Annotated in this window: 22 protein-coding genes and 1 pseudogene; 12 read left to right on the forward strand and 11 right to left on the reverse strand. The window is 58.5% G+C overall.

The window, feature by feature from the left end; translation table 11 throughout:
- Window positions 1-117 precede the first annotated feature (117 nt).
- Window positions 118-1,779: a phosphoethanolamine transferase gene (locus tag BN77_RS19885; RefSeq protein ID WP_007535228.1), complete on the forward strand. Its 1,662-nt coding sequence runs from the start codon at window positions 118-120 to the stop codon at window positions 1,777-1,779.
- An 89-nt stretch (window positions 1,780-1,868) separates the two neighbouring features.
- On the opposite strand, the gene BN77_RS19890 is transcribed toward BN77_RS19885, so the two are convergent.
- Entirely contained in the window at window positions 1,869-2,228 is a 360-nt protein-coding gene (locus BN77_RS19890) for a response regulator (protein WP_007535229.1), read from the reverse strand.
- Window positions 2,229-2,452: 224 nt separating this feature from the next.
- Window positions 2,453-3,238 carry an IclR family transcriptional regulator gene (locus tag BN77_RS19895; protein WP_007535231.1) on the reverse strand — a complete coding sequence of 262 codons (786 nt, stop codon included), beginning with the start codon at window positions 3,236-3,238 and terminating at the stop codon, window positions 2,453-2,455.
- A 216-nt stretch (window positions 3,239-3,454) separates the two neighbouring features.
- On the opposite strand from BN77_RS19895, the gene BN77_RS19900 reads away from it, so the two are divergent.
- Window positions 3,455-4,606, forward strand: a complete 1,152-nt coding sequence (locus BN77_RS19900) for an amidohydrolase (protein WP_007535232.1) — start codon at window positions 3,455-3,457, stop codon at window positions 4,604-4,606.
- 278 nt (window positions 4,607-4,884) lie between these two features.
- A complete protein-coding gene (locus BN77_RS19905) occupies window positions 4,885-5,541 on the forward strand; it encodes a CBS domain-containing protein (RefSeq protein ID WP_007535234.1) in 657 nt (218 codons plus the stop codon).
- Between the two features lie 10 nt (window positions 5,542-5,551).
- Here BN77_RS19905 and BN77_RS19910 read toward each other — a convergent pair whose 3' ends face one another.
- Window positions 5,552-6,664, reverse strand: a complete 1,113-nt coding sequence (locus BN77_RS19910; RefSeq protein WP_007535236.1) for an acetate/propionate family kinase — start codon at window positions 6,662-6,664, stop codon at window positions 5,552-5,554.
- A gap of 305 nt (window positions 6,665-6,969) precedes the next feature.
- Between BN77_RS19910 and BN77_RS19915 the strand changes: the two genes are divergently transcribed.
- From BN77_RS19915 to BN77_RS19945, 7 genes and pseudogenes are all read left to right on the forward strand, one after another.
- Window positions 6,970-8,409 (forward strand): MFS transporter, encoded by a 1,440-nt coding sequence (locus BN77_RS19915; RefSeq protein WP_007535238.1) that lies wholly within the window; start codon window positions 6,970-6,972, stop codon window positions 8,407-8,409.
- Between the two features lie 41 nt (window positions 8,410-8,450).
- The gene (locus BN77_RS19920; RefSeq protein ID WP_007535240.1) at window positions 8,451-9,008 is read left to right on the forward strand and encodes a DUF924 family protein; all 558 of its coding nucleotides are present in this window, start codon (window positions 8,451-8,453) and stop codon (window positions 9,006-9,008) included.
- Window positions 9,009-9,082: 74 nt separating this feature from the next.
- Window positions 9,083-11,623 carry a mechanosensitive ion channel family protein gene (locus tag BN77_RS19925; protein ID WP_007535242.1) on the forward strand — a complete coding sequence of 847 codons (2,541 nt, stop codon included), beginning with the start codon at window positions 9,083-9,085 and terminating at the stop codon, window positions 11,621-11,623.
- Between the two features lie 121 nt (window positions 11,624-11,744).
- Entirely contained in the window at window positions 11,745-12,008 is a 264-nt protein-coding gene (locus BN77_RS19930) for a hypothetical protein (RefSeq protein ID WP_007535245.1), read from the forward strand.
- Between the two features lie 226 nt (window positions 12,009-12,234).
- A pseudogene (locus BN77_RS33625) lies at window positions 12,235-12,849 on the forward strand (glycine cleavage T C-terminal barrel domain-containing protein); the annotation flags it as partial.
- 146 nt (window positions 12,850-12,995) lie between these two features.
- Window positions 12,996-13,826: a response regulator gene (locus BN77_RS19940; protein ID WP_040677462.1), complete on the forward strand. Its 831-nt coding sequence runs from the start codon at window positions 12,996-12,998 to the stop codon at window positions 13,824-13,826.
- A gap of 183 nt (window positions 13,827-14,009) precedes the next feature.
- The gene (locus tag BN77_RS19945) at window positions 14,010-15,341 is read left to right on the forward strand and encodes a GGDEF domain-containing response regulator (RefSeq protein WP_007535250.1); all 1,332 of its coding nucleotides are present in this window, start codon (window positions 14,010-14,012) and stop codon (window positions 15,339-15,341) included.
- Between the two features lie 14 nt (window positions 15,342-15,355).
- On the opposite strand, the gene BN77_RS19950 is transcribed toward BN77_RS19945, so the two are convergent.
- The 8 genes from BN77_RS19950 to BN77_RS19985 form a co-directional block, all read right to left on the reverse strand.
- Complete coding sequence (locus tag BN77_RS19950; RefSeq protein ID WP_007535253.1) at window positions 15,356-16,375, reverse strand: GlxA family transcriptional regulator; 1,020 nt, start codon at window positions 16,373-16,375, stop codon at window positions 15,356-15,358.
- Between the two features lie 281 nt (window positions 16,376-16,656).
- A complete protein-coding gene (locus BN77_RS19955) occupies window positions 16,657-16,857 on the reverse strand; it encodes a hypothetical protein (RefSeq protein WP_007535255.1) in 201 nt (66 codons plus the stop codon).
- Window positions 16,858-17,374: 517 nt separating this feature from the next.
- Window positions 17,375-17,533 carry a hypothetical protein gene (locus BN77_RS19960; protein WP_157224474.1) on the reverse strand — a complete coding sequence of 53 codons (159 nt, stop codon included), beginning with the start codon at window positions 17,531-17,533 and terminating at the stop codon, window positions 17,375-17,377.
- Between the two features lie 36 nt (window positions 17,534-17,569).
- Entirely contained in the window at window positions 17,570-17,986 is a 417-nt protein-coding gene (locus BN77_RS19965) for a cytochrome P460 family protein (RefSeq protein WP_007535259.1), read from the reverse strand.
- 18 nt (window positions 17,987-18,004) lie between these two features.
- Complete coding sequence (locus BN77_RS19970) at window positions 18,005-18,709, reverse strand: aquaporin (RefSeq protein WP_244426196.1); 705 nt, start codon at window positions 18,707-18,709, stop codon at window positions 18,005-18,007.
- 91 nt (window positions 18,710-18,800) lie between these two features.
- Entirely contained in the window at window positions 18,801-19,133 is a 333-nt protein-coding gene (locus tag BN77_RS19975) for an SH3-like domain-containing protein (protein WP_007535263.1), read from the reverse strand.
- Window positions 19,130-19,792, reverse strand: coding sequence for a nitrile hydratase subunit alpha (nthA, locus tag BN77_RS19980; protein ID WP_007535266.1), 663 nt, complete (start codon window positions 19,790-19,792; stop codon window positions 19,130-19,132). Before nthA ends, BN77_RS19975 begins: the two co-directional genes overlap by 4 nt.
- Window positions 19,779-20,135 (reverse strand): SH3-like domain-containing protein, encoded by a 357-nt coding sequence (locus BN77_RS19985; RefSeq protein ID WP_007535267.1) that lies wholly within the window; start codon window positions 20,133-20,135, stop codon window positions 19,779-19,781. The genes nthA and BN77_RS19985 overlap by 14 nt, the downstream gene beginning before the upstream one ends.
- A gap of 167 nt (window positions 20,136-20,302) precedes the next feature.
- Here BN77_RS19985 and BN77_RS19990 point away from each other — a divergent pair, with 167 nt between their 5' ends.
- The gene (locus BN77_RS19990) at window positions 20,303-20,509 is read left to right on the forward strand and encodes a CbtB domain-containing protein (protein ID WP_007535270.1); all 207 of its coding nucleotides are present in this window, start codon (window positions 20,303-20,305) and stop codon (window positions 20,507-20,509) included.
- 10 nt (window positions 20,510-20,519) lie between these two features.
- On the forward strand, window positions 20,520-21,263 hold the full coding sequence (locus BN77_RS19995) for a CbtA family protein (protein ID WP_007535272.1): 744 nt from the start codon (window positions 20,520-20,522) through the stop codon (window positions 21,261-21,263).
- Window positions 21,264-21,278: the final 15 nt, after the last annotated feature.

Genomic DNA, 21,278 nt, shown 5'->3' on the forward strand with positions numbered 1-21,278 from the left:
GGCTACTGTCAGAAAATCCCGCCATGGCAGCTGGCGAATATCATCGACGGCCACGGACTGCCTTGCGATTCGCTTTTAGTTCCCGTCGACGCCAGATTTGAGACGGAGACCATAAATTTGAAAGACAATGGCATCAGGGTCCGCCTGGTTGACCGGCGACCTGCAATCGGTAGCGTCACCCTCTGTTTCCTCACGACTGTCTACCTGCTCCTTGCGACGAATTATTCGTTCTGGAGCACAGCCTACGGCTATTTCGCGACTGATCACTTGTCGTTTTTGCTCTTCGTGATCGGCATTTCAGCTATCAGCATGGCAATCGTCACGGCCTTTTCCGCCAAATACGTCACCAAGCCGTTTCTGATCCTGTTCGTGCTTACTGCTGCCGCCGGCTCATGGTTCACAGATCAGTTTGGCGTGATCGTGGATAAGGAGATGATCCGCAATGCGGCGGTCTCGACGAGTGCGGAGGCGGGACATCTGATAACGGCGCGATTTGCGCTCCACATGCTGCTCACCGGGATATTGCCATCACTTCTTATCATTTGGGTGCGAATCCAGCATCGCCCGGTGCTGTCCAAGCTGGCGCACAATACGGCCGTGGTTCTGGCGTGCCTGGCCGTCTTTGCCGTGGTCGGATTCGGCGACTATAGGGCGTTTGCAGGCGTCGGGCGCGCCCACAGAGATATCCTCGACCGGCTGAACCCGTTTCTGCCGATCACCAGCACCATTCGCTTTGCGGTTTCGTCCGAAGAGGATGCACACGTCGTCGCTGAGCCGCTTGGCACAGATGCGCATCGTGTAAATACAGCCGGCCTCAATAAGCCGCGCGTGACGATCATCGTCGCGGGCGAGACAGCGCGTGCCGATGATTTCTCGCTTGGCGGCTACGCGCGCAAAACCAATCCGGAACTCGAAAAGCAGAACGTCGTGTACTTTCAAAATACGACCAGCTGTGGCACGGCGACGGCAGTCTCGATTCCTTGCATGTTCTCGATTTATCCGCGGACGAGCTATACGCATCACAAGGGTCTTGCGACCGAGAATCTTCTCGACGTGTTGAGCCATGCCAAGGTTGACGTGTCCTGGCTAGATAACGACACCGGCAGCTATCACGTCACCGATCGCGTCGCATATACCTTGCTGCCGCCGTCCAATGATCAACGCTTTTGCAAGGACGGCGAGTGCCAAGATGCCATACTACTCGACAAGGTGGACGATTGGCTCGATCACGTGAAGGGTGACAGCGTCTTGATCCTGCACCAGCTTGGCAGTCACGGACCTGCCTATTACGCTCGTTATCCCGACGAGTACCGGCGTTTTGTTCCCGATTGCAGAGCCAATGATTTTGGCAGCTGCACCTCGCAGGAGATCAACAACGCCTACGACAACACGATTCTCTACACCGATCACATCGTTTCGACCGTTATTGATAAGCTCAAGCAACATTCCGCAAACGTTGCGGGTGCGGCGATCTACGTGTCGGATCACGGCGAATCTCTTGGCGAAAACGGGATTTATCTGCATGGTGCGCCCTATATCGTTGCCCCGTCTCAGCAGACGCACGTGCCCTTCCTTGTCTGGGTCGGCGACGATCTCGCCAAATCCGCCGGCTTCGATATGAGCTGCATGGCCAAGCGAGCCGACGGCGACCGGTCGCACGACAACATCTTCCATAGCGTGCTTGGTCTGATGGACGTGGCGACCAAGGTGTACGATCCGAATCTTGATGTTTTTTCCGCGTGCCGTCGGCTCACGGAGAAGGTCGCGAGCGTAAAGTGATGGAATGAGTGGCCCTGGTCCCGAACGCACCGGGTAGGGCTTCATGTTCTAGTTGGCCGTGTCTTGTTCGGGGCGCGGCCAATTCCATGTCAATGCCTGCGCTCTACCAAGTTCATCCGCTCTGAAAGTTCCGAGAGACCAAAGGGCTTCACGAGAAAATCGTCTGCGCCGCTCTGGAGGCCCTCGATTTGATCCGAGGCCTGATCGTGAGCAGTCAGAATGATGACCGGGACGGAGTTCGCCTCACATCGAAGCGTCTTAAGGAGTGTGAGGCCGTTGCCATCCGGTAGGCGCAAGTCGAGCAGGATGACAGCATACTTGCCGGTGCCGGCCGCTTCCGTTGCATCTGCGAGGTTCAGGCACCAATCGACCGAATGACCGTCCGCGGCAATGTGATCGCTAATTGCGTCTCCCAAAACCAAGTTGTCCTCGACCAACAATACATTCACACGTCTTCTCCGCTGGTGCTCGCCGCGCCCTGCGGCAGCATGTTTGGTTACCACGACATTTCGCTTGGGCGCCGGACTACGTCGCCAGCATTTCTAATGGGATCGTTAGCTGACAATGGCCTTAAAGCAGCATAGGGATTGGGTTTGAAATCAGCTGTGAAGTCTTTGAGGCAGTCGCCTGCAAGCATCCGGCCCAGCGGAGATATCGTTTGGCGACCGTCAAATCATTCCGAGGCCCTGACGTTAGAACCGGCCAGCGCGGAAAGATCGCCCGCAGTCTTCATGACCATGGCGATCGTCTCGTTGATGTCGGGCGCGGTCGGCGCATTGACGAGCGGGATATAGGGACAGGTGAGGGCCGCGATGCAACGCCCGTCCGGCGCCAGGACCGGCGCGGAAAGATTATGGACGCCTGCCGTCTGGGCGCTCGGCATCATCTCGTAGCCACACTCGCGGATATGGGCGAGGCGCTCGTAAAATTCGGCTCCGAGCTTCACCTCCTCGCGGCTGCGCGCATGTTCGGCGATCATCATCTGCCGCTCCTGCTCACTCCGGAAGGCGAGCAAGACGTGGCCGGAACCAGTGTCGAACAGACTGATATGTGAACCGACGCGGATTGAGAGGCCCCAGTAGTCGGGCGCCTCGTGTTGGGCGATGACCACCGCCGAACCGCGGTCAAAGACGACCAGGTGGTTCGCCTGCTTTGTGCGTTGTGCGAGCTCGCGCATCAAGGGCGTGGCGAAGGAAGCCAGGCGGCGCGTTGGCGCATGTAGTTGCGATAGGCCGAAGAGCTTGAGGGTAAGTGTGAAGCGATCGCCTTCGAGCTTGGTCACGTAACCGCGCCGAACCAGACGGTCGAGCATGCGATAGAACTCGTTGGGGCTGCGATCGAGCCGCTTGGCGATCTCCGCCTGCGTCAGCCCTTCCTCGACACCGGCCAAAAGCTCAAGGATATCAAGCCCCTTGTCCAGTGCTGGCGCGCGGTACCGGTCGGCATCATCTGCATCCATCCGAGCTCTCCTGTAAATATCGTCTTACATATACAAATGCCCGCGGCGCTGAAAAGCCAATATTATTCGTATATAAAAACAAGACCTATATCTGAGATGGTGATGCCGGAAATTTGCCAGGCAAGTCTTCTGGCTCGACGACGAATGGCCGCCAGGCTAAATTCGATTCCAGCGCGTCTGGTGCCGTTGGGCAGCATCTATCCAGGGATTTTGACGATGTTTTTGACTGACGAAGAACTTCGCAAAATCACGGCGTTTCGGCGAGAACTTCACCAGAAGCCAGAGGTATCCGGAGACGAGGCGCAGACCGCATTGCGACTGAAGGAAGAACTCAGTCTTACGGGACCGGATAGTGTCGTTACTGGCATCGGCGGACACGGCTTAGCGGCCGTCTACGGGGCAGAACCGGGCCCGACTGTCTTGATCAGAGCGGAGCTGGACGGTCTGCCGATTCAAGAAATCTCCGATGTTGCGTATCGCTCGACGGTGCCGGGCAGGGGGCATCTCTGTGGGCACGACGGCCACATGGCGATCCTGATGGCGCTCGCCAAGGGGCTCGGTCGGGATCGACCAACAAGAGGGCGGGCAATCCTGATGTTTCAGCCTGCGGAGGAAAATGGCGCTGGTGCCGCTGCGGTTCTCGCAGATCCGAAGTTTGCCGCGCTGGTGCCGGATATGTCGCTGTCGCTCCACAACTTTCCAGGTGTTCGGCTAGGTCACGTCCTTCTCAGGGAAGGACCGGTCAATTGTGCGTCGCGCGGAATGAGGATTGTCCTGAGGGGCAAGACGTCGCACGCGTCCAATCCGGAGCAGGGAATCGCGCCGACCTTCGCAGTGGCACGGCTGCTCGATAGCCTGACGGGACTGGGGAATAACGGTCCGCTGGGGCCGGATTACTCGCTGGTGACCGTGACGCACGCGCGTCTCGGGGAACCGGCTTTCGGCATAAGCCCCGGCGAGGCGCAGATCTGGGCCACCTTGCGAACACTCACAGACGAAGCAATGGCCACATTGGTCTCGCGCGCCGAGGAGCTCGTGGAGTCCGAGGCAAGGGCCAGGCAGCTGCAGGTGGACATCAGCTACGAGGACGTGTTCGGTCAGTGCTGCAATTCGCCTGAGGCGGTTGCGCAGTTGCGCCGTGCGCTGGATGAAGAAGGCGTCAGCCACGATGCCGTAAACAGCCTGTTGCCAATGAAAGCGTCGGAGGACTTCGGTCTGTTCCTGACCGTGGCGCCTGCTGCAATGTTCTTTCTCGGAGCAGGCGAAGATCACCCGCGACTGCATAATCCGGACTACGACTTTCCCGATGCGCTCATTGCCATTGGTGCGCGGGTTTTCATGAGGGTCATCAGGAACATCCTCGGCTGAAAGCAGCTTGCGGCTTTCCGGCCGCCAGCCATCGAACGGTCCGCCCGAGGTGTAAAAGCCGCGCCCATGCGTCACGGCAGATCAGTTCGGCGAAGTGCCTTGGCAACCTTCTTGGGTGGGGCCGAAAATTAATTCCCTGAGGTTGAAACTTAGATCTCGATCCCTGATCGACTTGCGTGCGGATTTGCGCAATATTTTCCATGACCGATGCGGGCGCTGTTTGCGCCGGGCATCAGATCGGCACCATTCGACTTCCTCCAGAGTGCAATGGGATTATCATGTTTGCTCAAGATATCATGAACACCGATATCACGACGATCAGCGCCGACAGCAGCGTGTATCAAGCAATCGACCTCATGGTCGCCAAGGAAATCAGCGGCCTGCCTGTCATCGACAATGATGGCAACCTTTGCGGCCTCCTGACGGAGGGCGACCTGATGCGGCGCATCGAGTTCGGTGGCGGTCGATCAGCCGGCAACCCCGATAAGACGTCGCTCGTCGACTTCGACGATTACATTCGCAGCCGCAGTTGGCGGGTATCCGATATCATGTCCACGAGCGTGATCAGCGTTACGTTGGATACGCCGGTCGCCGCCGTCGCCGAGGTGATGTTCCAGAACAGGATCAAGCGTGTTCCAGTCGTCAGCGGAAAGCGCCTTCTCGGCATCGTCAGCCGCATCGATCTCCTCAAGGGCATCGTCGCGGCGCCGGCGGCGAGAACCGCAAGTGGTGACGATGCACTTGCTCGCGCCATTCGTGCGCGATTGCAGGGCGACCTTGGTCTCGATCCCGATGCGGTCAAAGTATCGGTTCAGGATTCCAGGGCCGTGCTTGAAGGGATTGTATCCAGCGAATTGGAACGCCGCGCCATCCGCGTGCTCGTAGAGAACGTCAAGGGCGTCAGCGGCCTCGTCGATAAGCTGAGTTTGGCCTGATCGGAATACCTTAGGCTGCCCGGCACAGCAGCTTTTGGGCCTGCGTTGCCATAAGGCGTTCCTCGTTTGTCGGGATAACCAGCGTCTTGAAAGCACCAAGGAAGGCGAGCCTTCCAATGATTGCTTCACGCACCGCAGCGGCATGCTCGCCGATCCCGCCGGTGAAGACAAAGGCATCGATCCCGCCCATCGAGACGGCCATCATCGCGGCATGCTGGGCGGTCTTGAGGGCGAAATATTCAAGGGCGAAGGCGGCTTGTGGATCGTCGCTTCGAAGCAACGCCTCGACATCGTTGCTCATGCCCGACAATCCTTTCAGGCCGGAACGCTCATAGAGGATATCCTGGACGGTCTCGACGCCAAGATCCAAGTCGTGAAGCATATAAAGAACAGCACCGGGATCGATCGATCCGCTGCGCGTTCCCATCGGAATGCCGTCAAGCGCGGTCATGCTCATCGTCGTATCGACGCTGATACCATTCCTCAGTGCACAGAGACTGGCACCGTTGCCAAGGTGGCCGACGACGACGCGACCGGCATGGAGATCGGGGTGGTCCTTGGCCAGCACCTGCGAGATCCAGTCGTAGGAAAGGCCGTGGAAACCGTAGCGGCGAATGCCCTTGTCACGTATCTCTCGCGGCAGGGCGAAGCTGCTGATCAATTTGTCATGTCCCGCGTGAAAGGCAGTGTCGAAACAGGCAATATCGGGCGCTCCGCTTGCCAGCCTAGCCGAAGCCGTGATGCCGGCAAGATTGTGCGGTTGGTGAAGTGGCGCCAACGGGATCAGCGCTTCGAGGCTACGCATCACGTCCGGGGTGACGATGACAGGCTCAATGAAAGCTTCCCCGCCATGGACAACGCGATGCACAATTGCCGCAGTCCGCCAGGCGTGGTCGTACCCTGCGATGAGATCCATCACGGCGCTAAGGGCCGAATTGTGATTGGTATTAGCGGGCAGGGAGGTTTGAGTTCCTCGCCCATCAGGGAGCTTGGCGCGCAACCGAGGTGTGTCACCGATACCCGTGACCTTGCCACTCATCAGCACGTTCAAAGTCCGATCCTCGAAAATCTGAAACTTCAGGCTCGATGAGCCGGTGTTGAGAACGAGCAGCGTGTCGATCATCGAATTGTGCTCCAAGTCCGGTCAGGAACATGGGTGCCCAGCCAGGAGGACTGACGCTGCCCCTGCGCGTCACGGTGGTCGTAGAAGGAGTATCTGTCAATTGTTGTTGCGTGGTCATTTTGCGCATGCCGGATTGGCCGTGGCGTGAGTGCGTCCCTCGGAAGTCAAAATCCTATGAGATATCAGGATTTTCTCTTTCCGCGCTGCGCTGATCGGCCTATCTAGCGCTAGTGCCGCTCGGCACATCGGATCCGGCGTCTCTGCCCTTTCGTCTCCGAAGGCATCCAATTCACATCGGCAGGTAAATGACAGCTATTCAGACGACAGAAAAGGACGATGCGAAGGGCACCCGCAGGGCAAAGATTGTCCCTCTTGTCGTTGCCGTTTCGTTTTTCATGCAGATTCTCGATGGCACCATCGTCACCACGTCCCTCCCACAGATGGCAGCCAGTTTCGGCGTTCAACCGGTATCGATGAGCATCGGCATCACCGTCTACATGCTGACGATGGCGGCGTTCATTCCGCTCTCGGGATGGCTTGGGGATCGGTTCGGTGCTCGTCGGGTCTTCATGGCATCCATTGCCGTCTTCACGGTTGCCTCGCTGTTCTGCGGGCTATCCGAGGGTCTCGCCGCGTTTGTCGTGGCGCGCGCCGTGCAGGGCGCCGGGAGCGCACTCATGACGCCGGTCGGCCGGATCATCGTCCTGAAGAATGCCCGCAAATCCGAACTCGTCCAGGCAATCGCACTGATTACCTGGCCTGCGCTGACGGCTCCAGTCATCGGTCCGCTGCTTGGCAGCTTGATCACAACCTATGCAAGCTGGCATTGGAACTTTCTCATCAATCTGCCGATCGGGGTGCTCGGCATGGCGCTGGTTCTCCGTTTCGTGCCGGAAGAACGTGAGGAGGAGGCCGGGCGGCTGGACTTGCTTGGGTTCGTTCTCAGCGCCAGTGGCTTGACCTTCCTGCTTGCGGCGCTTGAGCTCTCGGTAAAATCGCACGGTGGTTTGTTACCAATCCTGTTGATGTTGCTGGCGGGGGTTGTCCTGTCCGCCATCGCGACGCGACATTTTCTCAGGGTCAGCAATCCGCTGCTCGACCTGTCCGCTTTCAGAGCACAGACTTTTGCCATAGCGACCCTTTCAGCCGGAACGGCGAGCCGTGTTGCTATCAATGCGACGCCGTTCCTCTTGCCGCTTCTCTTCCAGCTCGGCTTCGGATTGAGCGCGATCGAGGCTGGCGCCTATCTCTTGGTCTACTTCCTTGGAAATCTCGGCATGAAGGCCGTGACGACACCGCTGCTTGCCAAGCTTGGATTTCGCAGCGTGCTCTTCTTCAACGGCCTGATTGCTGCATTGTCGATTGCCGCCTGTGGCTTTCTCGTGCCTGGGACGCCACGCGCCATCATCTATGTGTTGCTGATGATTGCCGGTCTCTCGCGGTCGATGGAATTTACAGCACTGAACACTCTCGCTTTTGCCGATATCAATCCAGCGCAGCGGAGCTCCGCTTCGACGCTGTCGAGTATGCTGCAGCAGGTTTCAATGCTGCTTGGTGTCGCGATTGCGGCAGCGGTACTCAACATTTCCGTCGCCTTGCGCGGTGTTGAGGGGCCGGGGCTCGTTGATTTCCGCTGGGCGTTTCTCGTCGTTGGTGCGATTGGCGTCATGTCGTCAATGCGCTTCCTGCAACTGGCGCCCGATGCGGGTGCCGAGGTGTCAGGTCACAAGATTGCTACGAAATAGTCGATCAGCCTGGAATCGAACGGCCTTTATCAGGAGAAAACATGGAACTTGGATATGTCTGCACGCCCCTTGAGGTCTACGACTTCTGGTTCGAAGAGTGCGGGCGGGATCAATGGTTCAAGGCGACGTTGGAGTTCGATCGAGATATTCGCGGGCGCTTCCGCGACACCCATCTTGCGCTTTCGCGCGCCGTGACGGAGGAGTGGCGCTCGACGCCGAACAGCAGGCTTGCCGCCGTGATCGTGCTCGACCAGTTTCCACGCAATATTTATCGGGCTACACCGCTCGCCTTTGCCACCGACGGGCTTGCGCTGCGCGAGGCAAAGCTCGCCTTGGCAGCTGGAGCGGATCAACAGGTTGCCCCGGAATGCCGGACATTCTTCTACATGCCTTTCGAGCATTGCGAAGACCTGGAAGAGCAGGAACGTTCAGTCGCTCTGTTCAAGGCTCTTGGTGACGAGGAATATATCGATTATGCGCTTCGCCATCGGGAAGTGATTGCGGCCTACGGTCGCTTTCCGCATCGAAATGCTCTCGTCGGACGTCCATCGACACCGGCAGAACTGGAGTATCTGGCACAGCCGGGCGCAGGCTTCTGATCGCGTCGCCTTTCTGTCGCCTTTCTTTCTTATGAAAACCTGGAATCCAATCCAATTAACCGAGCGGGGATATTTTGCGGCCGACACAACTCTTGCTTCGCATTTTCCTAGTCGCGGCGCTCCTGGGTGCCGGAGCGAATCTCGCGGGCGCGCAGACTACCGCACCGCAGGCCTCGCAGCCGCCGCAAGCGACCGAGGCATCTGTCGCAGATAGTCCAATCGAGCAGGCGGCGAAGGCGATCGAGAAAGCAAAGCAGAATTTTGCTTCTCTTGAGGATGGCGTAAAGCAGAAGAACGACGATGACGACGCGTTGGTAGCTCTTGCAGGTAAGACCGACGAACTCGGTCGCGCGGTTCTGAACATTTCTGTTGGCCTCAGACCGCGGCTCGATCAGATCAAAAACCGCCTTGCCGAGCTGGGCGATCCGCCGAAGGAGGGTCAGCCGGCGGAAGCGGAGATCGTTACGACCGAACGCAACGCCTTGACGGCGGAGCGTGCCCAGATCAACGCCGTTACCGGCGATGCCGAAACGCTATCAGCGTCCATTGGCAAGCTTGGCAACCTTATTGCCGAAACCCGCCGCCAGCTCTTTACTGCCACCTTGCTGCGGCGTACCGATGTCTCGTTTTCCGTTATCGATGATGCAGCCAGCGCCTTCGTCCGAGAGGGCGCGGAGTTCATCCAGGCTCTCGGCAGCTGGCTCGGATTCGTACTGAAATTCAAGGCTTTTGCGTTCTTTGCGGCCATCGCCATGTCGCTCGTGACGGCATTGGTGCTCTTGTCCGGCGGCTACCGCATCTTCGGACGCTACCTTCAGCGCAAGGAGACGGACGAGCAGCCCTCGTATATCAATCGTCTCTCCATCGCTTTCTGGTCCACCCTGATCCGGACGTTTGCTCTCGCGGCGCTCTTGGTGACGTCTTATTTTTTCCTCAATAGCTTCAATGTCCTGAGGCCGGACATTGCGCCGATCATCGGGGCGCTCTTCGCCGCGATCGGGCTGATCTATTTCGTGAGGCGTTTCACCAACGCAGTATTTGCGCCAAAGGAGCCGCATTGGCGTCTCGTCAAGCTTTCGAACCGTGGTGCAAGTTCGATCGGCGCCTGCCTGCTGGCGATGGCCATCGTCAATGCGCTTGATTACCTCTTCGGCAGCATCAGCGAAGCGATGGGCTCTCCGCTCGTCCTTACCGTCGTCAAGAGTCTGATCGCTGCCTTGATCATCGGTTTCATTTTGATCGCTGCGTCCTTCGGTCGGCCGATGTTGGCTCGAAACGGGGATCCGGATGCGCCGGGACGCCATTGGCCGCACGGCATGGCGATCATCTTGCGTGTGCTGGGCGCAAGCCTGATCATAACGGCCCTGACCGGTTATGTCGGGCTCGCGCGCTTCGTTGCAACGCAGCTGATCATCACCGGTGCCATCATCGTCACGACTTATATTGGGCTGCTGTCCGGCAAAGCGATTTCACGCAGCGAGACTTTTGGCGAGACATCGCTTGGTCGCTTCCTCGAGAAGCGTTTCAAACTCGGTCCAGTCGCGATCGATCAAGCAGGCTTGTTGGTCGGCATGTGCATCTCGGCCATCGCGCTGATGGTTGGGATTCCGTTGGTGCTGCTCCTGTGGGGTTTCCATATTCAGGATCTTGAACTGATCGGCTACCGCCTTCTTACCGAAGTCAGGCTGGGCGGGATTAGCATCTCGCTGATCGGGATAATGACCGGCATTCTGCTTTTTGCAGGCGGCTATCTGCTGACGCGCTGGATCCAGCGCTGGCTTGACGGCAACATCATGGCGCGCAGCCATGTGGACCTCGGGGTCCGCAATTCGGTCAAGACAGGTATCGGCTACCTCGGTGTCGGTCTTGCGGCGATCGTCGGCGTTTCTGCCGCGGGCATCGACCTGTCAAGCTTCGCACTGGTTGCCTCCGCCCTGTCGGTCGGTATCGGTTTCGGCCTCCAGAACATCGTGTCGAACTTCGTCTCCGGGCTGATCCTGCTCGTCGAGCGTCCGTTCAAGGTCGGCGACCACGTCGTCTCCGGCACGGCTGAAGGTATCGTGAAGCGGATTTCGGTCCGCGCGACCGAAATCGAGACGTTCCGCAAGCAGTCGATCATCGTCCCGAATTCCGAGCTGATCAACGCGTCCGTCGGCAACTGGACCCATCGCAACAAAATGGGCCGGTCTGAGATACCCGTCTCGGTGAGCTATGACTCGGATCCGCAGAAGGTGATGGATATTCTGCTCGAGCTCGTCAACGCGGTGCCCGTGGTCCTGCGCAATCCAGAGCCGCATGTGGAGTTCCTGCGCTTCGGGCCGTATTCGCTCGACTTTGAGCTTCGCTTCATGCTTGCCGACATGGGTGATGGTCTGAGGGTCCGCAACGATCTGCGTATCGCGATCCTCAAAAGGTTCCGGGAGGAGGGGATCGAAATCCCGCTTCCTCAGAGCGATGTCGTGTTCCATCGCCAGGCTGATCAGGTCGCAACCACGCCCGCCGCAGGCAAGATGCCGGCGAAGATCGAGGATGTCTCCGAGGGCGAATTGGAGGAAGAAGCAGGCACCGTGCGGCGGTTGCGCGGCAAGGCGGCTGATGGCAATCTCAAGGGGTGAAGGCGTTGTTCAGCGACCGTTCAGAGCGGTCGCCGTATAGCGTCTGCAATCGGGTTGTCGTTGCTGGGGGCAGCAGCGCCGAGATGCTCCAAGGGAGGGCGCTTCATCCGCGCCACGCTGCATGGCAAGATTTGCCGTCGTACTATTTCTTTCACTTGTGGCCGCAGGCCAGACTTACGCAGCTTCCATCACGAATACCGACAGCGCCGCCGTTGTGATCGTCCTCACCGTAGGCGGCAACAAGATGCAGCTTGTGCTCGATCCCGGCGCATCGAAAACGTTTTGCGCGTCGGGCTGCTTTATCACCGCACCCGACGGTGATCGTATCGGCCTCGATGGCGGCGAAACGATCGACATCGTCAAGGGATCGGCCGTCGTAAAGTAAGCGACCGCTCTCTCTGACCACAGTTTCTGTCCACGGATTTTCAGGCAAAGCGCTTTTGTGGCTTGCCTATTTGCATGCAGTCGCGGCAAGCTTTCCCCATGTCGTAAACAGGCGTTTGGCAAGCCCGGCCTCCCTGGATAGTTCGTGAAGGCGATTTCCGTCGGCGGCATTCGTCGGACAGATTAGTAGAACAGAAGGTTATTCTCCATGAAGACACATGCGCGCAGTGGTCACCGGCGGCGGCGGCGTCGAAATCACCGCCGAGCATGTCGTTAGCTGTACCGGCAACTTTGCCCGCAAGACCGGCGAGATGGTCGGGATCAACATTCCGGTCATCCCGGTCGAGCACCAGTACATCGTCACCGAGCCGCATCCGGCCATCCTCGAGCGCGAGGCCAAGGGTTTGCCAGAGATGGGCGTGCTGCGCGAATCCGACAGCGCCTGGTACATGCGCGAGGAAAACGGAGGCCTCATTCTCGGGCCTTATGAGCACGGCGCACCGGTATGTTATGTCAATGGTCCGTCGGACGAGAGCGAATACGAACTCTTCCAGGAAGAGCTTGATCGCCTGATGCCGCATATCGAGACTGCCATTGCCCGCAATGATGTTGATGCCCGCGGTTCGGAGGCGATCTACAATGAGGCGGGCGAGCTCGTCGGGCGTGCGACAAATGGCACGTTCGGCTTCCGCATCAACCGCTCGCTGGCGCTGGCGATGCTGCGGCCCGACTATGCGAAGGAAGGCACGAAGCTCAAGATCAAGATCCTTGGCATGACATACAACGCGACGGTCGTCGGCGAGAGCCCCTTCGTCCCCGAGAACGCGGCGCTGCGCGCATAGTCTCTTAATCATGTTTTGAAGAATATCAGAGCGGCCCTCGTGGCTGCTTTTTTGTTGGCCGACGAAGACCGCCGATTAATACTTATTCAAACCAGGTATCGTACCGATTTCAGTCGGGGACAGGAGTTTTATCAAAAGGTTTCGAAATGGCATTTTTGGGTATTTCGGGAATGCAGTATTCCGGAGGCATGTTTGCTCATGCGCGAATTATTCTCGCCGAGGATTCGAACGTATTCACGTCGATGATCGGCAAGCGGCTGAAGGAACTTTTCGATATCGACGTGGAAATCTGCCGGAATTTCGAGGACCTGCAGCTCTCCTACGACAAGTCGACCGACCCGATTACGCTGGCCATCTCCAATATCAATCTGCCGGGCGCCGAGAACGGCGAGGCACTGGAATACCTTGTCGATCTCAGCATCCCGACCATCGTCTTCACCGGGACGTTCCAGGAAGGTATGCGCGACAAGCTGATGGCCAAGGACGTCGTCGACTACATCCTCAAGGACAACGTCTTCGCTGTCGATCTCCTTGCGGAGTCGATCTGCCGCTTCCTGACCAACCATCGTCATCACGTTCTCATCGTTGATGACAGCCCGACGGCTCGCGCGCTGTTGTCGAGCCGTCTCAAGCGGTACAATTTCCGGGTCAGCACAGCCGACAGCGGTGCCAAGGCGCTCGAAATCCTCAAGGCCAACCGCGACATCGGTTTGATGATCACCGATTACAACATGCCCGATATCGATGGCTTCGAACTGACCCGGCGCATCCGCGCCAGCATCGGTTCGCACGAGTTGCGCATCATCGGCGTGTCGTCATCGTCGAACCGGCTGCTGTCGGCGCGCTTCCTTAAGGCTGGCGGCAACGACTTCATGCTGCGGCCGTTCATCGACGAGGAGTTCTACTGCCGCGTCAACCAGAACCTCGATACGCTGCTGCAGATTCAGTCGATGCGCAAGGAACGGGCCGTTGCCTAACACACAGCCTCTGCCCAACGATGTTAGGCGGGAGCGCGCCAACCACCCGAAACCGAGATTTATGCAATTTCAGGTGTTGCCAAGTCTCGATATCTTCTCACGCGTGTTTCTGTGAGTTATCTTCACATAAGTCGAAGAGATGGTCGATTCGGACCGCTGCGGCTTTCAGGGGGATGGGGGTGAATGGCTTTCGCGGGGGATCTCCATCGGGATGGGTCCGGGCCACGTCATGGTGGTCAACGACTACTCCTGGTTGAGGATTCCCGGATGTTTTCCGCCGTTCTCTGCCACAGGATTCATGCGGAACTGGGGCTGAACGTCAAGCCGTGCTCCTCCTTGAAAGCCCTTAAGGAAACGATCGCCGAGGGGCCAGGTGATTACACAATGGCGATTGTCGACCTCAACCTTCCTGACGCCCCCTATGGCGAAGCGCTCGACTGCGCCATAAAGGCTGGTATTCCGGCCATAGTTTTCACTGCTACGTTCGATCTCGGTACGCGCAACCGCATCATGGAGCGCAATGTCATCGACTACGTGCTGAAGGATAATGAGTCCGCGCTTGATAATGTCGTCGCCAGCGTCAGACGGGTGTTGTCGAACAGGAAAACGCGGGTTCTGGTGGTCGACGATGTTGATACGACGCGCAATGTCCTTGTCGGCCTGCTCGAAGCGCAGCAATACGTGGTGGTCGAGGCTGCGTCCGGGCCCGAAGCCTTCGCCGCGCTCGAGGCTTATGACGACATCGAGATTGTCGTCACGGATCATCACATGCCCGACATCAGCGGTTACGAATTGACACGTCGGATACGGCGCCGCTTCGGCTCGGACAGGCTGCGGATCATCGGGGTTTCGTCCTCGAACGATCGCATGCTCTCTGCGAGTTTCCTGAAGGCTGGTGCATCCGACTTTCTCTACAGGCCATTCGTGGCCGAGGAACTGCAGTGCCGGATTGCCAACAACGTCGAGACCTTAACACAGCTGAAGCAGCTCCGGGCAGCAGCCGCCTGCGACTATCTGACTGGCCTCTATAATCGCCGCTATTTCTATGATCTCGGACCGAAGCTGGTGAATGACTGCCTGCGTCAGAACGCTACCGCTGCCGTTGCAGTACTCGACATCGATCATTTCAAGCGGCTGAACGACACGTATGGGCATGAGATCGGCGATGAAGTGCTCAAAGCCGTCGCAGATCGGCTGGCGACTATCTTCAACGGTGGCGACAACCTGCTTTCGCGCCTTGGCGGGGAAGAGTTTGCCATCCTGTTCCCGATGATGGATTCGATTGCCGCGAGCAAGCTGTGCGACGAGATACGGTCAGATATCTCACGCCTGAAGGTTATGGCGGATGACGAAGAGCTTTCCGTCACCGTATCGATTGGCGTTGCCGAAATTTCCGACTATGAAACCTTCGACAATTATCTGAATGCAGCTGACCAGTTTCTTTATATGGCCAAGCACAAGGGTCGCAATCAGGTCTATTCCGACGCGCGTATGACGGAGGAGGCGGCCCAATAACCGCCCCAGCTTTATTACGCTGCAATAGCTTGGCGTGCCGTTGCCATCGTCATCTTGCGCTCTGCGCGCTCCTGCTGCGGCGAGCGATGATAAAGTTCGCGATAACACTTGGAGAAGTGCGAGGCCGAAACGAAGCCGCAGGCGACGGCCACTTCGACGACCGGCATGGACGATTGCACGAGAAGGTGGCGAGCGCGATCCAGCCGTATTTCCAGGTAATAGCGGGCGGGCGAGCGCCCCATTTCTTGGCGGAATAGCCGTTCGATCTGCCGGCGTGACAGGTCTACGCCGTCCGCGATTTCCAGAAGCGACAGTGGCTCGGAAAGGTTGCCTTCCATCAATTCGATGATGGAAAGAACCTTGGCATTCTGGACGCCAAGGCGTGCGCGCAGCGGCAGGCGCTGGCGGTCGTTCGGGCTGCGCACGCGATCGGTTAGGTGCTGCTCACAGACTCGGTTCACCAGTGTTTCACCGAAATCCTCGCCGATCAAATTCAGCATCATATCGAGCGAGGCGGTGCCGCCGGCGCAGGTATAGAGATTGCTGTCCACCTCATAGAGGTCGGCATAGACCTCGGCCTGCGGAAAAGCTTCTGAGAATCCCGGCAGGTTTTCCCAATGGATCGCGCAGCGTTTGCCGTTCAGCAGCCCCGCCTGCGCGAGTATATGTGCGCCCGTACAGAGGCTGCCAACAGCGACGCCGCGATTGTAGGATTCGCGCAGCCAAGCGCTGACAGACTTGTTGTTGAAGTCTTCGACATCGATGCCGGAACAGACCAGCACCATGCTCGGGCGATGCTCACCGCCGAGATTGCGACGCTCGTCAGCAAGCGACGTATTTGCCTCGACCCCAATGCCGCAGGAAGAATGGACCTTCTGTCCGTCAACCGAAGTCAGCCGCCATGTGTAGGCTTGGTAGCCAAGCATGCGGTTGGCGATTCGCAGCGTATCGATTGCCGCCGAGAACGGCAGCATCGTAAACTGCGGAACCATGAAGAAGACGAGAGAGCGTTGCTTATGCGACATCTTGTTCATGAGACAAATCCGTGCTCGAGGTCGATGCTCTATTCGTTGCTTGGAATACGTCGTTTCGATATCCCAAAAGCGACATTCTCATAGATATATGCGGCCGCAAAGAGCAAATTTGCGACATTGCTGAAATTGACGATGATCAAATGACGATCGCTGTCTTCAAATGTTCAAAGTGGAGAATATATGTGTCTGAAATTCAAGATTTATTAAGGCTGCCCAAAACACGGAGAAAGCGGAGCTGCATGAACGCAGGGCTCCGCTTTCATTAGGGAGAATTGTCGGTTTCAGTGCGTGATTTTGCGTTCATTCGCGCCGTCTGCCGACGGCCAGCCAATGTCCTTTCGCACGTCGAATGGCATGGCTTCGATTTCGCGGGCGACCTGCCACTGATGCCATGCATGAACTAACTTGCGCGCAAAGTCGACGATATGCAGGTGGGCTTCGCTTGAAGGCGTCTTGGTGTGCCTGATCGTAATCGTCGTCATATCCGTTTCCTTTCCTCGTCGGATGACGCTTGTTTCTTGATTAGAAATATGGGTGCTTCGCTCCCATCAATCAAACGAATAGAGTTTATGGATACCATCAGCGTTTTTGAACGATGGTGGCGGTTTTCTGTAGAACCCAACACGCTCGAGTATGCGCGAGGCCGACGCGCTATCATCAAGTATCGCCGTTCGGAATTTCGAACGGAAACACGTTTTGATCGAGGCCGACAAATGACCGAGACAAGCCGGTCTGCATTTAGCCAAGGCGGGCCACCCTCCGGTTGAGCGCTCGTCTCGCAGTGGCGCCACGGCGCGTCGACGCAGGAAGCGAGCTGTGCTCGCCAACGACCAAATCCGAAATCCCGCAGCCTGCCATAGTGCTACGGTCGGCTCTCCAAATCGTCATTTGTCAGCCTACGCCACCTTCGCTCACGCCAAAGGGAGTGCTGCGACGTCGCCGACTTCACGTACTTCGCAGTCCAACGCGCGTGGTGAAGTGCGATGTTCCCGCGCTGGATTACAACCCGGTCTTCGACCACGAGAAATCGAAGTCGGCGCGCGTCCGACGGCATGCCTCTGCGAAATGAGCGACAGCTTCATAAACGCGACCGCATTGCCACATCTCGCGGATTGCGGACATGGTCTCGGCCGAGGTCATCATGCATTTGGTTCTCACGGCGACCTCCTGTGGTCCGGCCTCGTGCATTTGCCGTCAAGGCGAATAGTGGCTGAAGACGAAGTCCTTTGAGGCGTCGAGCTTTACGTGACAGGCGAAGCAGCTTTTGATCAGCGGCTCGCTGGGATTGGCGACGCCGTTCTCGAATTGGCCGTAGCCCCAGCCACCCGTGTCGGCGTACTTCTTCGAATCCTTCGCCGAGAACTGCACATTCGTCGGGTCGCCGGCGACGAAGGACTGCGGCGCCGGGAAGACTTTGTCGTTCTCCGGAGACGACTGATAGACATAGGCCAGCCGCGCGATGATAGCGCCGTCCGGAAACGGCCTAGTCCCATCTCGGAAGGCCTTAATCGCGATGTCGTTGCCGAGGACCGCTCTGATGTCGTTGTTCTTCCCAGCTTCGTGCGCGACGGTGATCAGCTGCCATTCCCGGTATCCTTCGGGGATTTTCACCCATAAATTGGGGAGGCGTCACCTGTCAGCCCGCTCGCCGCGGCGGCCGATATGACGAATAGGACAACTGTTGAGGCCAATAATTTCGTCGTCGACATTGTCTTCTCCTTGGAGAATCTGGCCGCGCGCGATCAGCGTCCGGCGGATGGATAAAGGAAATCGACGCATTCCGCCGCCAGAGTGCCGCCAGCGATCTGAACCACCACGAAGAGGGTCACCGCGCTTAACGAAGCGCTCGACGGAGACACGAGCATGCTGATGGCGACGGCGGGGGTTGGCGATGGATCCGGTTGGTGTGGCGATGATCGCTCCAAGTGGCCAGAGGCCGACTGCGAACGGCCCGGTCAGCTTGCTGCTGCTCCGGATGCTGCAGAATACGACCATCACCAGCCCCAAGGTAGCCAGCGCCTCGCTAACTACGGCGGCGGCGTTCGGCAGTTCTGCCGTCGGAGTGCCGCGCGAGACCGCGAACATGGCATCGACCAGCAACGCGCCTGCTATGCCCCCGAGGATCTGCGCGGCCACGTACCAGGTCGTGCATCCGAAACCTCGCTGTCGTGCGCGCCACTGGAGAACGGTGATGACCGGATTGAAGTGGCCGCCCGACACCGAGCCCAGTGCCAGGACCAGATCGATCAAGGTGCCTGAGATGGCCATCGCCGAGGAGATGGACGCAGCTTTGCCGCCTATGCCAGCACCCAGCACGGCCACCATCAGTAACATCGTGCCAACCGCTTCGGCGAGCGACCGTCTGACCAGCGGCGCGTGGCGTCGTCCTCGATGAAACAGAGAGACGGGCGCTGGGGCACGAGCTTTAGGAGTGAGCTTCCCATCGATCCTCCACTTCGGCCATCTTCGCGGCCAGCTCGTGTGGAGTGATCAGCTGCTTCTGAAACGCGATGTTGGCGAAGGCGGCGATCCAGCGCTCGTAATAGGTGAGTTTGGCCACCATCTCGGATCCCAAGGCTTCGACACCGCGGCGCTTCTCCTCGGTGTTGATGATCTTGTGGAAGTCGAGCACGTCGGCGAGCGCATGACACCGCTTCTCCCAAGGGAGAAGTTCGTGATCGGTCTGCTCGATCTTCGGCGCTTCCAATCCGCCGATGTCGTTCGGCAAACGCTTGAGGAGGTGTTCGCTTCCGGTCATGCCGCTACTCCTTCGGTCGGAGATTTCACCGGTATTACGCCGATCATCGCGTCACGGGTGACGAGAGCGGCGAGTTGCTCTTCGCTAAACCCGTCGGTTCCGGAAGGGCGCATCGGCAGGACGAGATATCGCTGGATCGCGGTGGAGTCGCTCACCCTGACTTCGACGTTGTCTGGGATGATCGTACCGAACTCCGCAAGCACCTTTCTCGGCTCGTAGACCGCGCGGGCACGATACGGCTTCGCCTTGTACCAGTCGGGCGGCAGTCCGAGCACGGGGCGCGGGTAGCATGAGCAGAGTGTGCAGACGATCAGATTGTGAACGGTGGGCGTGTTCTCAAGAACTATGAGTTCGGTGAGGTCGTAGAAGGTGATGCCGAGCCCCTCGCATGCGGTGCGGCCGTTTTCGAGCAGGCGCGCCTTGAAGTCCGGATCCGTCCACGCGCGGGCAACGACCTTGGCGCCGAGAGCAGGGTTCCTGGAATCCAGAACCTCGATCTGGTGTCGGATCTCGTCGGCGCCGATGTAGCCCTTTTCGATCATCAACTCCTGGAAGGCCTGCTCCATGATGTCGTAGTAGCCCGGCTTCTCCGTCGTTTCGATCGGCGAGTGCCCGGTACCATGATCGTGGTCGTGGTCATGATCTTCATGGACGGTCATCGTCGAGTTCCTCCAGCCAGGTTTCGAAGACTTCGATGCGGAGATTGTCGCCGAGCGATCCAGCATAGTCCTTCCAGATCTCAGTCATCGGGACGGCGATCCTGTAGTAGACGCCAAGCGATCCGGCGTTGCGCCCGAACCCTTCCTCCTCGTTGTTGACGGCCCTGTGTGACATGATCGCCTCGACCACCGCTTCCTTGCCACGAAGGTACGTGGGGACGCGGTAGTGGCCCACTGGCGTAAGGTTGCCGACACGGACACGCTGCCCCGCCCGGAGCCGCGGTAGGTCGGCGGGGGCGGGGACAACGCCCGCGATCTTTCTTTGTTTGGAAGTTGGGTTCATCGGTACCTCCTGCATCTACAAGAAGGGTACGAACCTGGCTGGCATCGATCTTTCGTATTTGTGCGATGACGGAGTTTCGGTCGTCCCGCGAGCATCGAACGAATACGAAAGATCGCGTTCGAGGACCCGCTCATGATGTGGCGTCACAATCCTTCAGGAGACTTTCAATGACGCACATCATCACTCACCCGACCCCAGCTATGCCGCTGACCGCAGGCGAATTGCTGCCATGGGTCGTCTTTGTCGGGATACTCTCCCTGACGACGCTCTATTTTGTTGGGGGCGAACAGGGGGCGACGTCGATCGTCCGGGGGAACACCATCCACGAGTTCGTGCACGACGGCCGTCACCTCCTCGGCTTTCCCTGCCACTGAGGGTACTACAATGCTTCAGCGGCTTCTCCTCGCAGGAATGCTGTCCGGCCTACTCGTGGCGCTCCTATCCTTCGGCTTCGCCCGGGTGTTTTTCGAGCCGACGGTCGAACGGGCCATCGTTCTCGAAGAACAGACCGACAGCGATCATGGCCACGCGGGAAAGGAAGCCGTCAGCCGAGCCACTCAGCGCAACCTCGGTCTCCTGACAGGGATCGGAAGCTATTGCGTCGCACTTGGGGGCATGCTGGCGATCGGTCTCGGATGCCTGCACGGGCGGCTCGGCCTGGGACCGCGCTCGATAGTGTGGACGCTGGCATCCCTTGGTTACGTTTCGCTAGTACTCGTACCGCAGCTCAAGTACCCGGCAAACCCTCCCGGCGTCGGCAGCGCTGAGACGATCGGAAGCCGGACCGAACTCTATTTCCTGCTGGTCCTGCTGTCCCTCGCTTTGATGGCCGTTTCCTTCTGGATCGGGGTTCGGATCCGGCGCAGCCATGGGAGTGTGTTCTCTGTACCCGTCGGAACGCTGGCCTTCGCATCGATGGCGACGCTCCTCGTGTCCGCCTTTCCGGACATTTCGGGAGTGCCGAGCGACTTCCCGGACAGCCTTCTATTTACATTCCGCGCACAGTCGGCAATGCTCCAACTTATCGTCTGGGGAGGCCTCGGAGCGATCTTCGGACAGTTGGCGAAACGCATCCTTGATCCTCGGATCTCAAGGGCCTCCGCATATGTTGGGTTCCCTAATGCCTGACGCAGGCGAGCTACG

Source organism: Rhizobium mesoamericanum STM3625 (genome assembly GCF_000312665.1).
Taxonomy (GTDB): Bacteria; Pseudomonadota; Alphaproteobacteria; order Rhizobiales; family Rhizobiaceae; genus Rhizobium; species Rhizobium mesoamericanum.